13 protein-coding genes are annotated in these 14,681 nt (G+C 36.7%); 12 read left to right on the plus strand and 1 reads right to left on the minus strand.

The window, feature by feature from the left end; genetic code table 11:
- Positions 1-3: 3 nt before the first annotated feature.
- The 7 genes from ATE47_RS05115 (at position 4) to ATE47_RS05145 (ending at position 9,616) form a co-directional block, all read left to right on the plus strand.
- Positions 4-1,602: a RagB/SusD family nutrient uptake outer membrane protein gene (locus ATE47_RS05115; protein ID WP_062160946.1), complete on the plus strand. Its 1,599-nt coding sequence runs from the start codon at positions 4-6 to the stop codon at positions 1,600-1,602.
- A gap of 20 nt (positions 1,603-1,622) precedes the next feature.
- Positions 1,623-2,729 carry a SusE domain-containing protein gene (locus tag ATE47_RS05120; protein ID WP_062160947.1) on the plus strand — a complete coding sequence of 369 codons (1,107 nt, stop codon included), beginning with the start codon at positions 1,623-1,625 and terminating at the stop codon, positions 2,727-2,729.
- Positions 2,730-2,808: 79 nt separating this feature from the next.
- Positions 2,809-4,962 carry a glycoside hydrolase family 97 protein gene (locus tag ATE47_RS05125; protein WP_062160948.1) on the plus strand — a complete coding sequence of 718 codons (2,154 nt, stop codon included), beginning with the start codon at positions 2,809-2,811 and terminating at the stop codon, positions 4,960-4,962.
- Positions 4,963-5,188: 226 nt separating this feature from the next.
- On the plus strand, positions 5,189-7,039 hold the full coding sequence (locus tag ATE47_RS05130) for a glycoside hydrolase family 13 protein (protein ID WP_062160949.1): 1,851 nt from the start codon (positions 5,189-5,191) through the stop codon (positions 7,037-7,039).
- Positions 7,040-7,138: 99 nt separating this feature from the next.
- Positions 7,139-7,654, plus strand: coding sequence for a nuclear transport factor 2 family protein (locus ATE47_RS05135; RefSeq protein WP_062160950.1), 516 nt, complete (start codon positions 7,139-7,141; stop codon positions 7,652-7,654).
- Positions 7,654-9,054: an MFS transporter gene (locus ATE47_RS05140; protein WP_062160951.1), complete on the plus strand. Its 1,401-nt coding sequence runs from the start codon at positions 7,654-7,656 to the stop codon at positions 9,052-9,054. The genes ATE47_RS05135 and ATE47_RS05140 overlap by 1 nt, the downstream gene beginning before the upstream one ends.
- 97 nt (positions 9,055-9,151) lie before the next feature.
- Positions 9,152-9,616: a hypothetical protein gene (locus ATE47_RS05145; protein WP_062160952.1), complete on the plus strand. Its 465-nt coding sequence runs from the start codon at positions 9,152-9,154 to the stop codon at positions 9,614-9,616.
- Positions 9,617-9,726: 110 nt separating this feature from the next.
- Here ATE47_RS05145 and ATE47_RS05150 read toward each other — a convergent pair whose 3' ends face one another.
- Positions 9,727-10,326: an FMN-dependent NADH-azoreductase gene (locus ATE47_RS05150; RefSeq protein WP_185097135.1), complete on the minus strand. Its 600-nt coding sequence runs from the start codon at positions 10,324-10,326 to the stop codon at positions 9,727-9,729.
- A 90-nt stretch (positions 10,327-10,416) separates the two neighbouring features.
- Here ATE47_RS05150 and ATE47_RS05155 point away from each other — a divergent pair, with 90 nt between their 5' ends.
- The 5 genes from ATE47_RS05155 (at position 10,417) to purN (ending at position 14,493) form a co-directional block, all read left to right on the plus strand.
- Positions 10,417-10,785 (plus strand): winged helix-turn-helix transcriptional regulator, encoded by a 369-nt coding sequence (locus tag ATE47_RS05155; RefSeq protein ID WP_062163455.1) that lies wholly within the window; start codon positions 10,417-10,419, stop codon positions 10,783-10,785.
- A gap of 277 nt (positions 10,786-11,062) precedes the next feature.
- Positions 11,063-11,791 carry a pirin family protein gene (locus ATE47_RS05160; protein ID WP_062160954.1) on the plus strand — a complete coding sequence of 243 codons (729 nt, stop codon included), beginning with the start codon at positions 11,063-11,065 and terminating at the stop codon, positions 11,789-11,791.
- A 244-nt stretch (positions 11,792-12,035) separates the two neighbouring features.
- Entirely contained in the window at positions 12,036-12,587 is a 552-nt protein-coding gene (locus tag ATE47_RS05165; RefSeq protein WP_062160955.1) for an NADPH-dependent FMN reductase, read from the plus strand.
- Between the two features lie 271 nt (positions 12,588-12,858).
- Positions 12,859-13,851 carry a phosphoribosylformylglycinamidine cyclo-ligase gene (gene purM, locus ATE47_RS05175; protein WP_062160957.1) on the plus strand — a complete coding sequence of 331 codons (993 nt, stop codon included), beginning with the start codon at positions 12,859-12,861 and terminating at the stop codon, positions 13,849-13,851.
- 75 nt (positions 13,852-13,926) lie between these two features.
- Positions 13,927-14,493 (plus strand): phosphoribosylglycinamide formyltransferase, encoded by a 567-nt coding sequence (gene purN, locus ATE47_RS05180; RefSeq protein ID WP_062160958.1) that lies wholly within the window; start codon positions 13,927-13,929, stop codon positions 14,491-14,493.
- Positions 14,494-14,681 lie beyond the last annotated feature (188 nt).

Raw genomic sequence — 14,681 nt, forward strand, 5'->3', positions numbered from 1 at the left:
AAGATGAAATCAAATAGATTAACAAAAAAAATAATATTAACAGCGGCTGTAGTCGGATTGTTATCAGTTACATCATGTATAAAAGATCTGGAAAGAGAGCCGATTACGGATGTTACATCAGCAAGTATTTTCAAAGATTTTGCTAATTATCCTAACGCTTTAGCCAAACTATACGGTGGCCTTGCAATTGGAGGACAGGTAAGCGGTGATGGAGGAAACTATCCGGATAGTGATATTAATGGGATTAATGGAGGTTTTTCTCAATACACAAGGCTTTTATATACATTAAATGTAATTTCTACAGATGAAGCAGTAATTGGCTGGAATGATGGGAATTTACACACCATTCATAAAATGACATGGGACTCTTCCAATGAGTTCATTGCCGCAGCATATTACAGAGTATATACAGAAATCGCTTTTTGTAACGAATTCCTAAGAAACGTAACGGATGAGAAATTAGCATCTAACGGTATTTCCGGAGATAATTTGACGGAAGCAAAATATATGCGTGCCGAAGCGAGATTCTTGAGGGCACAATCGTATTACCATGCTTTAGATATGTTTGGAAATGTACCTTTTGTTGACGAAACTTATCTTCCGGGTTCTGTAAATCCGCCTCAGAGAATAGAAAGAGCAGCACTTTTCAATTATGTAGAGCAAGAATTACTGGCTTGTGCTAATGAATTAAAAGACGCTAGAACAAACGCTTATGGAAGAGCAGACAAAGCTGCAGCATGGGCATTATTGGCAAGATTGTATCTTAATGCAAGTGTTTATACAGGTACACAAAGAAATAATGACGTTATTACTTATTGTAACAAGGTTATTGCTGCTGGATACTCTTTAAAACCTAATTATGGTTCCTTATTCTTAGCCGATAATAATGTAAACAACTCTGAAGCAATTTTTACTGTTAATTTTGACGGTATCAATACTCAGACTAATGGGGGAACAACCTATTTGGTGCATGCCGCAGTTGGAGGCACTATGCCTGCAGCGGATTTTGGCATCAATGGTGGATGGAGTGGTATCAGAACTACAAAAGCTTTTGTCAATAAATTCCCGACAAGTGGTGTAGATAAAAGAGGAAATTTCTATACGGCAGGTCAGAACTTAGAAATCAATGATTTAGGTTCATTTAATGACGGTTATGCCTTTATCAAATTTAAAAATGTTAAAAGCGATGGAACTCCCGGAGCTCATAACAATTGGGTAGAAGCAGATATTCCTTTATATCGTTTGGCTGATATTTATCTGATGTATGCAGAAGCAACTTTGAGGGGCGGAAACGGAAATCTTGCTACGGCAGTTGATTATGTAAATCAGTTAAGACAAAGAGCTTACGGTAATACGAGCGGGAATGTAACTTCGATCAATTTAGACTTTATTTTGGATGAAAGAGCAAGAGAATTATCTTGGGAGCTTACAAGAAGAACAGACCTGATCAGATATGGAAAATTCACAACAGGTGATTATGTATGGCCTTGGAAAGGGAATATAAAAGACGGAAAAGCCGTAGAAAGCTATAGAAATCTTTATCCGATTCCTGCAAAGGATATTGTTGCAAACCCTAATTTGGTTCAAAATCCCGGCTATTAATCCTTAAAAACACTATTAAAATGAAATATTTATTTAAAATATTAGCAGTAGCCTTTATAAGCCTTCTAATAATTTCTTGTGAAAAGGATGAAGATCAGGCGATTTTAGGAGAAGGGACAACACCTACTTTAAAAGCAGATAAAACAGCAATAGTCTTATTAAAAGACGATGAAGCTGATCCTGCCGTAAAATTCGACTGGACAAATCCAAAGTTTCAGACTCAGGTAGCGCTTAAAAATACATTACAAGTTGCAAAAGCGGGTACAAATTTCCAAAGTTCTGGAGAATCAATTGTTACAGCAAATGATTTAACAACAACTTACACGGTAGGAGATTTCAATAAACTAATGCTTGATAGCGGACTTATTCCGGGTATTGCTACATCAATCGAAATAAGGCTTAAATCTGAAGTGGGGCCTACTGTATTATATTCTAGTCCGGTTATGATGACAGTGACACCATATCTTACAGAATTCCCATCCTTCTACATCGTAGGAGAAGCATCTGCAGTAGGCTGGAATGCCGGAACAGCACAAATGCTTTACAAAAAAGATAATTTTTCCACTATTTATACCTATTTGGAAAGCGGGAAAGCGTTTAGATTTTTAGGACAGCAGGATTGGGGACCATTAAATTACAGCTTAGATGCCACGGGAATGAATGCCGGAAACAAATATTTCAAAACCTGGTCTACAAATTTAGCGCCTTCAACTCCTGAGAATATGCAGTTTAACGGAGCAACGGGAATGTATAAAATTGTAATTGATGCTGATGCAGCCGTGAAATCAATCACAGTTTCTGCATCACCGATCAACAACTGGAATCCGGCTAACTTATATATGGTAGGAACAGTTAATGGATGGAACGCCGGAACAGCTATCCCAATGACAAGCTTGGGAAATGGAAAATTTGAGCATACGATTACTCTTCCTGCAGCTTCTGAATTTAAATTTTTAGGACAACAAAGCTGGGGAGATCTGGATTGGGGAAATATTACTGCCGATGGAAATACAGGATTTCTGGGACCAAAAGGAAGCAATGGAAACATCAAATTTGATGGAACAGGAGGAAGTTATAAAGTTTCAGTGGATGTAAAACTGGGAGTTTATAAAATTCAGCCATTATAGTATTAATTAATATAATTTACATAGCAAAGTGTTGCTTTTTGGCAGCACTTTCTTTATTTTTAAGTTTTAAATAGTCATTATGAAGAAAATTACAGTGGGGGCAATATTGTTCTCGATGATGTTTGTAGGTGTGAATGCACAAACTTTAAAATCACCGGACGGAAAATTTGAAATGAACTTTCAGTTGAAACAGGGAGTTCCTTATTACAACCTGAAATACGACGGCAATGTAGTGGTAGAGGATTCCAAATTGGGATTGAGATTGTTTAAAGATACGGCAATCAAATTCGCTTCCGAAGTCGCAAAACCTGAGGATGCAAAAAATGATTTAAATAATGGTTTTACCAAAACCGATGAAAAAAGAGACTCCAAAAACGAAACCTGGCAGCCTGTTTTAGGGGAAAAGAAAAATTATATCAACAATTACAATGAATTAGCAGTTACATTAAATCAAGCTTCTTCAGATAGAAATATGATTGTAAAGTTCAGACTGTTTAATGACGGATTAGGCTTCAGATATGAATTCCCTCAGCAGAAAAATCTTAATTATTTTGTGATTAGGGAAGAAGATTCCGAAATTGATTTCCCAACCGACATGAAAGCCTGGTGGATTGCTGCAGACTACGATTCACAGGAATATCAGCCACAAACTTCAAACATTTCTGAAATTCCTTCAAAATGGGGCAGTTCTTTCGACAGCAACGCATCACAGCAGATGGTGAAAAATGCGGTACAGTCACCATTAATGCTTAAAAAAGAAGGTAAGAATCCATTATATATCAATGTTGGAGAAGCCGCCGTTTTAGATTATCCGGCCTCTCATCTTGAAGTTGATGCTCAGAATTTTAAGTTTAAAACTCACCTTACCCCAGACAGACAGGGAGCGAAAGGCTATATTCAGACTTCATCCGTATCACCTTGGAGAACGATTATCGTTTCCCCGAAAGCGGAGGAAGTGTTAGCATCAAAAATGATGTTTAATCTTAATGAACCGACAAAATATACCGATACCTCTTACATTCACCCGACAAAATACATGGGAGTCTGGTGGGAAATGATTATCGGAAAATCTCAATGGGCTTATTCTACGGCTGAAAATGTTCATTTAGATAAAACAGATTTCACCAAATTAACTCCCAATGGAAAACATGCGGCTAATAACGATAAAGTAAAAGAATACATCGACTTCGCCGCAGAAAACGGATTTGGAGGATTATTAATTGAAGGCTGGAATATCGGTTGGGAAGACTGGTTCGGTCATTCAAAAGAATTCGTTTTCGATTTTATCACGCCGTATCCTGATTTTGATATTAAAATGTTGAATGAATACGCTCATTCAAAAGGAATTAAGCTCATCATGCACCACGAAACTTCAGGCTCAGCAGCTAATTATGAAAGATGGTCGGATAAAGCATTCCAATTGATGAATAAATACGGTTACGATGCCGTAAAAACGGGTTATGTAGGAGACATTATTCCAAGAGGTGAGCATCATTACTCTCAATGGACGATCAATCATTATTACAGAATTGCAGAAAAAGCCAACGAATATAAAATCATGGTGAACTCCCATGAATCCGTACGTCCGGGAGGAGAAAGCAGAACTTATCCGAATTGGATTTCCGCAGAAGCTGCAAGAGGAACGGAATACGAGGCATTCGGAGGGAACAACCCTGACCATCAGACGATTTTGCCGTTTACACGATGGATGGGAGGCTCAATGGACTACACACCGGGGATTTTCCAGACCAAATTGGATTATTATTTCCCTGGAGACAAACGTTTTGTAAAAACCACTTTGGTTAAGCAGTTAGCGTTGTACGTTACCATGTATATGCCTCTTCAGATGGCGGCGGATTTACCGGAAAACTACAAAAGACACATGGATGCTTTCCAGTTTATCAAGGATGTTGCAGCTGATTGGGATGATACAAAAATATTATCGGCAGAACCGGGCGATTATATTGTGACGGCAAGAAAAGCAAAAGGCACGGAAAACTGGTTTGTAGGCGGAATTACCGACGAAAATAAGCGGGATTACACCGTAGATTTTTCTTTTTTAGATAAAGGAAAAAAATATGAAGCAACGATCTATGAAGACGGAAAAGATGCAGATTACATCAACAATCCTCAAAGCTACAACATCTATAAAAAGCAGATCACCAGTAAATCAAAAATCAATTTCAAAATGGTAAGAAGCGGCGGATTTGCCATTTCAATAAAACCTTTGTAATGATACACAACCACTTTGTCAAAGTTTAAAATCTTTGACAAAGTTTTTAAGTTAAAGAATTTTTAGGAGCTATTTCCCGCTATCCGCTCATACTCCTCGTTTCGCCGCTCCGTTTCACTTCGCGGCTTCACTGTGGGGTAACCGCTACTATCGGGGCTAGGAAAACAGCACACAATCAAACTTTGTCAGAGTTTAAATCTTTGACAAAGTTTTTAAAAATTTACAAATGAAAAAAATATACATGATTTTCGCACTTTCAGCGGCTTCTGTCGCCTTTTCCCAGATTCAAAAAGTAGAACCCGCTTTCTGGTGGAAAGGAATGAAAAACCCGGAACTTCAGATTCTGGTTTACGGAAAAAATATTGCCGGTAATGAAATTGAACTGTCGGACGGCGTTCAAATTAAAGATATTCAGAAGGTTGAAAACCCGAACTATGTTTTTGTGACCGTCAATACCAACGAAATCAACGTTCCGAAGTTTAAAATTAATATTAAAAACGGAAAAAAGAATATCGGTTCTTACACCTATGAATTAAAAGAAAGACGGGCCAACTCAGCTAACAGAGAATCTTTTACGTCAAAAGATGTAATGTACTTAATTATGCCTGACCGTTTTGCCAACGGCGACGAAAAAAATGATTCAACCCCAGATTTAATCGAAAAAGCAAACAGAAATCTTCCCAACGGAAGACACGGCGGAGATTTACGCGGAATTATTAATAATTTAGATTATATCCAAAACTTAGGAGCCACCGCAGTCTGGCTCACCCCGGTGAATGAAGACAACGAAAAAGTTTACTCTTACCATGGCTATGCTCAAACCGATTTATATAAAATCGATGGACGTTACGGAACCAACGAAGAATACCGCGAACTTTCCCAAAAATTAAACAAAAGAAACATGAAACTGGTGATGGATTACGTCACCAATCACTGGGGAGTTTCCCATTGGATGATCAAAGATTTGCCGACAAAAGACTGGATTCACTGGTTCAACGACGGTGAAAACGGTTTTAAACGCTCCAATTACAAAACAACAACCCAATTCGACACCAATGCTTCTGAAGTTGACAGAAAAGTAGCACTGGATGGGTGGTTTGACACCACAATGCCCGATATTAATCAAAAAAATCCTTTGGTTTTAAAATATTTAACCCAAAATGCAATCTGGTGGATAGAATACGCTGAATTGGGCGGTTTCCGTGTAGATACATATCCTTACAACGATAAAGAAGCCATGGCAAAATGGGCAAAAGCGATTACCGATGAATATCCAAAATTCAATATTGTTGGAGAAACATGGCTGAGTACTGCCGGACAAATTTCAGCATGGCAAAAGGGTTCTAAGACAGGAGAGGCCGCAAATTACAATTCAAATCTTCCTTCTGTAATGGATTTTATGCTGTACGGAGATTTACCGAAAGCATTGAAAGAAAAAGAAGGCTGGGACACCGGAATGAATAAAATTTACAATGTTTTTACAAGCGATTTCCTGTATCCGGACATCAATAACGTCATGGTTTTCTTTGAAAATCACGACACCGAAAGATGGAATGAGATTTTTAATGATGATCCGAAAGCGTATAAATTAGGATTAACTTTAATTTCAACCGTCCGCGGAATTCCACAAATTTATTACGGTTCTGAAGTCGGAATGAGAGGCGACAAAAACAAAGGCGGTGATGCAGATATCCGCAGAGATTTTCCGGGCGGCTGGAAATCGGATAAGGTGAATGCTTTTAATCCATCCAATCAGACCTCAGAGCAAAAGGAATTTTATCAGTTTACGCAGAAATTATTGAACTGGAGAAAAGGAAAAGAAGTCATTCATACCGGAAAAACTAAAAATTTCGTTCCTCAGAATAATGTTTTTGTGTATTTTAGATACAACGAAAAAGAAAGCGTAATGGTTGTGCTAAATAATAACGAAAAAGATGAAACATTAGATTTAAAACGTTTCGATGAATCTCTGAAAGGGTTTTCCAAAGGAAAAGATGTAATTTCAAACCAAGAATTTTTACTACAGAATTCATTAACCATTCCAGCGAAAACCTCGATGATTATTGAATTAAAGTAAAACACTAACACAAATTTTTTCACGAATTTCCACAAATTATTAGTGTTATTCGTGAAAAAATTAGAGCCATTTGTGTTTAGAAAACAAAAAAAATTAATTATGAAAAAAACAACAATACTCTTCACCCTAATCTTATTTGTACTAAGCTTTACAGCAGTTTCGGCTCAAACCAAATTTGAAAAAGAGAAAACAGAAATCGGCAAAATGCTTGATGAATTCAACGTTGCTGCGGCAAAAGCTGATTATAATAATTATTTCAATTTTTATGCTGATGAATCTACCTTTATTGGAACAGACGCCACCGAAATTTGGGATAAAAAAGCGTTCATGGCTTGGGCAAAACCTTATTTCGACAAAAAGAAAACCTGGAATTTCACATCCTTAAAAAGAAATATCTATTTCAGCAAAGACGAAAAACTGGCTTGGTTTGATGAATTATTGGATACCCAAATGAAAATCTGCCGTGGTTCCGGAGTGGTCGAAAAAATCAACGGGCAATGGAAAGTGAAGCAATATGTACTTTCTGTAACTGTTCCCAACGAGATTGTGGATAAAGTGGTTGTAGAAAAAACGCCTATCGAAAATATATTAATTGAAAAATTAAAAGCTGAATAATGGAGCTGTCAAAAACTTCACCTTCAAGAAGGAAAAAACCGAATCTTTCAATGGCTCAGATCATCAATATGAGCATGGGATTTTTGGGAATTCAGATGGCTTTTGGTTTACAAAACGGAAATGCGAGTAGAATTCTGGCTAATTTCGGGGCTGATGTTCATGAATTGTCATGGTTTTGGCTGGTGGCACCAATTACGGGATTGATCGTTCAGCCAATTATAGGCCATATGGGTGACAATACTTGGAGTCCGCTTGGTCGAAGAAAGCCTTATTTTTTAATAGGCGCGGTTTTATGCGCCATCGGTTTGGTTATGCTTCCGAATGCCGCTTCAGTAACGCAAATGATGGCGGCAAGCGTTTTATTATTAGCCGTAATTTTTCTGGCGATGATGGATGCCGCAATCAATGTGGCGATGGAACCTTTCCGTGCCTTGGTAGGAGATATGTTGCCGAAACATCAAGGGACGATCGGCTTTTCCGTTCAGACTATTTTAATAGGAATCGGGGCGGTTATCGGTTCGAAACTACCCAACTGGCTGACAAAATGGGGCGTTTCAAATTCGGCTCCAAAAGGTTTTGTGGCGGATAATGTGATTTTTGCGTTTTACATTGGTGCGGCAGTTTTAATTTTATCAATTCTATATACAATTTTCACCACCAAAGAATATTCACCGGAAGAATTTGCTTCATTTGAAGGCGGAAAAGAAGTAGAGCAAAAATCGAAATTCTCGGATATTTTTAAAGATTTTAAAAATGCACCTTCTCAGATGAAAAAATTGGGAATTGTACAGTTTTTCTCTTGGTTTGCTTTGTTTACGATGTGGGTTTTTACGACGAGTGCTTTGGCGACTCATCATTTCGGACTCTCACCTGATGATACGCATTCTGCAGAATTTAATAAGGCAGGGGATTTAACGGGAAGTTTATTTGGAAGCTACAATCTCTATGCGATTTTCTTTGCATTTGCTTTGACTCCGATTGCAAAATTTATAGGTAAAAAACAAACTCACGCTTTGGCTTTGGCTTGTGGTGGTTTAGGATTAATTTCCATGTATTTTATTAAAGATATTAATAGTCTTTGGATTTCAATGGTGGGACTAGGATTTGCCTGGGCAAGTATTTTAGCAATGCCTTATGCAATGTTGATAGACTCAATTCCGCAAAAGAAAATGGGAGTGTATATGGGAATTTTCAACTTTTTTATTGTGATTCCGCAAATCATCAACGGAATTTTCGGAGGCCCGATTGTAAGTAAAGTTTTTGGGAGTTATGCCATCGATTATGTTGTGGTAGGTGGTGTTTGTATGTTGTTGGGAGCTGTATTAACATTAATTTTCGTTAAATCAGAACATGATTCACCAAAAGAAATTGAAGAAGAAATTCAACAGGTGCATTTTTAGGTTTAGAATTTAGAAACTAGAAATTGTAAATTTTTTTAAAAACAGGATCTGTCAAAAGAAAATACAAAATATTCCGTTTAATTCTTAAATTTGACTCATGCGAAAGAATCTTTATCTCATCATTATATCATTTTCTCTTGTGAGTTGCTATACTTACCAGGTCAAAAAACAGGTGGATCCGGCAATCGATAATAATCAATCTAAAAAGGGTGCAGCTCTTGCTAATGGTAGTTCAGCACAATCGAAAAATATAGCTGAAGCTCAAAATCTGAATTCACAACAAACACCTGCCCCTGTCAATATTCAGGAGAAACTTGCCCCTAATAAAAATGTTAGAATTGATGTTGATGGCAAAACCTATAAAATAATAGTTGACCGCTGGGAAAGTGACAGCCTGGTTGCACATCCTGTTCATAATCCTAAAAAAATTCTCAAATTCCACAAGAACCAGATCAATGGCGAGAGAATTGCTGAAAAACGCTTTTCACAACCCATCGCTGATATCATTACTGTTGTTGCTTATACCGGTATTGGTGTTGGAATTTGGGCTCTTTTGAATTAATTTCTTATTACTTGTAAAAACAAAAAATATCAAATAAACAATTGTCAATAGCAGTACACTAACTATTGACAATTGTTTTAATGCGAATATTGAAAGTTCTACATTACTTTTTACGCCAAAACCGCCTCGATTTTGGAAATAGCTTTCGACAAATTTTCTTCCTTCACCTGCGGAATCATGGTTCCCTGTGTTTGAAAAACTTCAACATCAGTAATTCCAATGAACCCGAACAAAGTTCTTAAATAATGTTCCATGTTTTCAATAAGCCCATTCTCATAAACTCCACCTGCTGCAAAGGTTAAATACAGTTTTTTATTTTGCAGAAGGCCTTTTGGCGTTCCGTCGGCATAAGAAAATGTTTTTCCGGCAACCGAAATACTGTCGATCCAAGATTTTAAAGTAGATGGAAAAGTGAAGTTGTAAAAAGGAACTCCAATCACGATAATATCTGCTTCCTGAATTTGTTTTAATGATTCTTCCGAATATTTTCCAGCCTCTTTTTGCTCATCGTTTTTTTCTTCATCAGCAATCCTTGAAGCATTAAAATGATGAATTTCCAAGTGAGGAATCGGGTTTGCCGCCAGATCACGAACTACAACTTTACTCCCCGGATTTTTTTCTAACAATTGATCAATAAGGATCTGAGAAAGCTGATTGCTCACAGAATTTTCTCCGCTGATACTTGTTCTGATATTTAAAATGTTTGCCATTTTGTTTAATTTTTTTGTTTTTATTACTGACAAAATTATTGTAAATTTACTTTCCAAAGTATAGTGGTTACCTAAAGGAAAGTGAAAAAAATGGAAAAACATACTCATAAAGATTGTATACAGGCTTTAAAGCCGGTTCAGGATACATTAGATGTCATTAACGGAAAATGGAAATTGCAGATTATTATTTCATTAAATGCTGGAAACAAACGTTTTACAGAAATTGAAAGAAGTATCCCAAAACTTACCTCGAAAGTTTTAGCTAAAGAATTAAAGGAACTCGAGCAAAACAATTTGGTCGAAAGAGTGGTCAAAGATACCTATCCCGTTTCCATAGAATATCTCCCGACGGAACATACAAAAACACTTTTCCCGGTAGTAGAATCCTTAAAACATTGGGGCGAAAATCACCGTAAGCACATTTTCGGAGCTCCGACAGAAGTTGAAAAAAACGAATAAAAAATAGTAATTATAATTACTTATTACTCATTTTTCCGGTAGCTATTTCCAGCTTTCCACTATATCTTTTTTGTTACGGCTTCCGCTTTGCTACAGCCGCAACAAAAAAGGATGCCGTTGCAATCTGGGCTAGGTATTCGTCGATATTTCAATATTTGTCATTGCGAGGAACGAAGCAATCTCATAAAAAATATAAGCCGAATGACAATCCTTTCTTACCCTACGTCAACATTTTCCTAATCCACACTCCCTAAATTTGTACCATAAATAAAAAGATATGAAAACAGTATATCATAAAGCAGATTCAAGAGGTCACGCAGACCACGGTTGGTTGAACAGTTATCACACATTTAGTTTTGCCAATTATCAAAATCCTGAAAGGACACATTTCGGAGTTTTAAGGGTTTTAAATGACGATACCGTTTCTCAGGGAATGGGTTTCGGAACGCACCCTCACAAGGATATGGAAATCATTTCCATTCCATTAGAAGGTGATTTGGAGCATAAAGATTCAATGGGAACAACGGCTGTTATCAAAAAAGGAGAAATTCAGGTAATGAGTGCAGGAACAGGGATTATGCACAGCGAATACAACAAAAATAAAGATGAAGCCGTAAAATTCTTACAGATCTGGGTGTTCCCGAGAGAAGTTGGTGTTGAGCCGAGATATGATCAAAAAAGTATTGTAGAAGGAGAAAAAATCAACGGTTTCCAACAGATTTTATCGCCAAACAAAAACGATGATGGCGTTTGGATTCATCAGGATGCATGGTTCAATTTAGCTAATTTCACCAAAGGGAACGGCAAAAATTATATGCTCAACAAAAAAGGAAACGGTGTCTATGCTTTCGTTTTAAAAGGAAGCGCAAAAGTAGGCGACAGAATCTTAAATGAAAGAGACGGATTAGGAATCTGGGATACTCAAAGCTTTAATATTGAAGCTGTTGAAGACGCAGAAATCCTTTTAATGGAAGTTCCAATGGAATTACCTTCCTATTTAAAATAATAAAATATTTCGCAGCATAAAAAATTCCCTTCCACCGGAGGGCTGGCGAAAATTCAGAATGAATTTTTGACGGGGTGGTTTAAAATATAAATATTTAGCAAAACTATCTAATCCTTGCTGAGTATAAGCTGAAGGTTTACAAACGTAGTTCAGCCTTTTCAAACTAAAAAAAAATTATGCAAATTGTCAAAAATCTTTGCGACCTTTGCGCTTTAAAATATAACAATACTTAACATAAAGATAAATGAAAATATTAGCAGTAGCAGGAAGTAATTCTGATGCATCAATCAATAAACAACTGGTAACTTACGCAGCAACATTATTTGAAAATGCGGAAGTAGAAATCGTAGATATGAATGATTTTGAAATGCCAATTTACAAGCATCAGAGAGAAGTTGAAAACGGAGTTCCGCAGGAAGCAAAAGATTTTGCAGCAAAAATAGACAATGCAGACGTTCTTTTAATCTCATTATCCGAGCATAATGGAACCTATTCTACAGCATTCAAAAATGTGTTCGACTGGACTTCAAGAATCAAAGAAAGAGCAGTCTGGAATGAAGTTCCAATGTTGTTGATGGCTACCGCTCCGGGAGCAAGAGGAGGATTAGGAGTTTTGGAAGCAGCAGAAAAACGTTTTCCATTGCACGGTGGAAATATCGTTGATACTTTTACACTTCCTTTCTTCAATGATAATTTTGACAAATTGGCTCAAAAAATTTCTAATGAAGAGAAAGACAGTGAATTAAGAGAAAAAATCCAGAAAATTTCGGCTATCGAATCTATCCTTGAAAAATAGATTTGAATATTAATTTAAAATTAATATCTTTGCAAAAAGAAAAAAGATGAAAATTCAGACCTCTTATAATCAATATTTTTCCAAGAAAGGGAATATTGTGGGCTCTGAAATTCTGAGATAAAATAACGGCCGATAATCTACCAAGATTGTCGGCTTTTTTGTTTTCTAAATTTGATAAAGTAATATAAAAAGATAAAGACATCAGATGTCAGATCTTAGAATTACAAAAGTCTGTAATCTGAAATCTAACATCCAAAAATCTAAATAAAGCATGAGCAACACATACAAATCAGCAGGAGTAGACAAAGAAGAAGGGTACAAAACCGTTGACAAGATCAAGAAAGCGGTCGGAGAAACGCACAACTCCAATGTATTGAATCATTTGGGGAGTTTTGGAGCTTTCTACGAAATCGGAGGATACAAAAATCCTGTTTTGGTTTCGGGAACGGATGGAGTGGGAACGAAGCTGAAAGTAGCTTTAGACTCAAAAAAATACGATTCCATTGGTGTAGATTGTTTCGCGATGTGTGCCAACGACATTCTTTGCCACGGTGCAAAGCCATTGTTCTTTTTAGATTATCTGGCTTGCGGAAAATTGGATTCTGAAATCGCTGCTGAAATCGTTTTAGGAATGGTTGCAGCTTGCAAAGACAACAATTGTGCATTGATTGGTGGTGAAACAGCCGAAATGCCGGGAATGTATAAGCCTGGAGATTATGATGTTGCAGGATTCTGCGTAGGAATTGTTGAAAAAGATCAGATTATCGACGGTTCTGAAATCAAAGTGGGTAACAAAATTATCGCGCTACCAAGTTCAGGTTTCCACTCAAACGGATTCTCTCTGGTAAGAAAAGTATTCCCGAATTTTGAAGAAGAATTTGAAGGAAAACCTTTGTATGAAACGCTTTTAGTTCCTACAAGATTATATTACAAAGACATCCACAAAATCCTTGAAGAAGTTAAAGTTGCAGGAATTGCTCATATTACAGGTGGCGGTTTATACGAAAACATTCCTAGAATTATCGGTGAAGGATTATGTGCGACAATCGATGCTTCAAAAATCAAGATTCCAAGCATTATGCTTGAATTGGAAAAAAGAGGTGGAGTAGCTCGTGAAGAAATGTTCGGAACCTTTAACATGGGTGTCGGAATGATCGTTGTTGTTGATGCACAGCATGCTGAGAAAGTTTTACACCTTTTAGATGATGCTTACGAAATCGGAGAAATTACTGCAGGAAGCGAAAAGATAGATTTAAAATTCTAAAAGACATCAGATTTAAGATATCAGACGCTAGACTTTAGTCTAAAATCTAGTATCTGATATCTAGCATCTAAATTAATGAAAAACTTAGTAATACTTGTTTCAGGTTCAGGGACCAATCTTCAGAGAATTATCGATACCATTGATAATGGAGAAATCCAGAATGCAAAAGTATCTTTAGTTGTGGCTGACAGAGAATGTTACGGATTGGAAAGAGCCAAAAATCACAATATAGAAACCGTTCTGATTCCGAGAGGAAAAAATTTCAGTAACGAATTGGGTAAAATTATCCCTGAAAATACCGATTTAATCGTATTGGCAGGATTCTTATCCATTTTAAAACCTGAGTTTTGTGAAAACTGGAAAGGGAAAATAATCAATATCCACCCGGCTATGCTTCCGAAATTTGGAGGAAAAGGGATGTGGGGACATCATGTTCATAATGCTGTCATTGAAGCTAAAGAAAAAGAAAGTGGAGCAACCGTACATTTTGTGACTTCCGGAATTGATGAAGGGGAAATAATTCTTCAAAAATGTTTTGAAATTACAGAAAATGATACGCCGGAAACTGTAGCGGAAAAAGTTCACAAAATAGAATATGAAATTTTCCCAATAGCAATAAATAGAGTATTAGGAAATAATTAAAAGATAATTATTAGAGATACAAAAATTCTCCTCCTCTGGAGGGGTGGCAAAAATTCAAAGAATTTTTGACGGGGTGGTAAAAAAAAACATTTAGAATAACTAAAAACATCCACCCTTTGCTGAGTGTAACGCCTTTGCGAACAAAAAGATATTCAGCAAAAAAGAAAAAAACTAGCGCTCTTTGCGTT

Source organism: Chryseobacterium sp. IHB B 17019, from assembly GCF_001456155.1.
Lineage (GTDB): Bacteria > Bacteroidota > Bacteroidia > Flavobacteriales > Weeksellaceae > Chryseobacterium.

Excerpts from the sequence above, each read along its gene's own strand:
- ATE47_RS05115 (WP_062160946.1), top strand. The coding sequence starts at position 4 with ATGAAATCAAATAGATTAACAAAAAAAATAATATTAACAGCGGCTGTA.
- ATE47_RS05120 (WP_062160947.1), top strand. The coding sequence starts at position 1,623 with ATGAAATATTTATTTAAAATATTAGCAGTAGCCTTTATAAGCCTTCTA.
- ATE47_RS05125 (WP_062160948.1), top strand. The coding sequence starts at position 2,809 with ATGAAGAAAATTACAGTGGGGGCAATATTGTTCTCGATGATGTTTGTA.
- ATE47_RS05130 (WP_062160949.1), top strand. The coding sequence starts at position 5,189 with ATGAAAAAAATATACATGATTTTCGCACTTTCAGCGGCTTCTGTCGCC.
- ATE47_RS05135 (WP_062160950.1), top strand. The coding sequence starts at position 7,139 with ATGAAAAAAACAACAATACTCTTCACCCTAATCTTATTTGTACTAAGC.
- ATE47_RS05140 (WP_062160951.1), top strand. The coding sequence starts at position 7,654 with ATGGAGCTGTCAAAAACTTCACCTTCAAGAAGGAAAAAACCGAATCTT.
- ATE47_RS05145 (WP_062160952.1), top strand. The coding sequence starts at position 9,152 with ATGCGAAAGAATCTTTATCTCATCATTATATCATTTTCTCTTGTGAGT.
- ATE47_RS05150 (WP_185097135.1), bottom strand. The coding sequence starts at position 10,326 with ATGGCAAACATTTTAAATATCAGAACAAGTATCAGCGGAGAAAATTCT.
- ATE47_RS05155 (WP_062163455.1), top strand. The coding sequence starts at position 10,417 with ATGGAAAAACATACTCATAAAGATTGTATACAGGCTTTAAAGCCGGTT.
- ATE47_RS05160 (WP_062160954.1), top strand. The coding sequence starts at position 11,063 with ATGAAAACAGTATATCATAAAGCAGATTCAAGAGGTCACGCAGACCAC.
- ATE47_RS05165 (WP_062160955.1), top strand. The coding sequence starts at position 12,036 with ATGAAAATATTAGCAGTAGCAGGAAGTAATTCTGATGCATCAATCAAT.
- purM (WP_062160957.1), top strand. The coding sequence starts at position 12,859 with ATGAGCAACACATACAAATCAGCAGGAGTAGACAAAGAAGAAGGGTAC.
- purN (WP_062160958.1), top strand. The coding sequence starts at position 13,927 with ATGAAAAACTTAGTAATACTTGTTTCAGGTTCAGGGACCAATCTTCAG.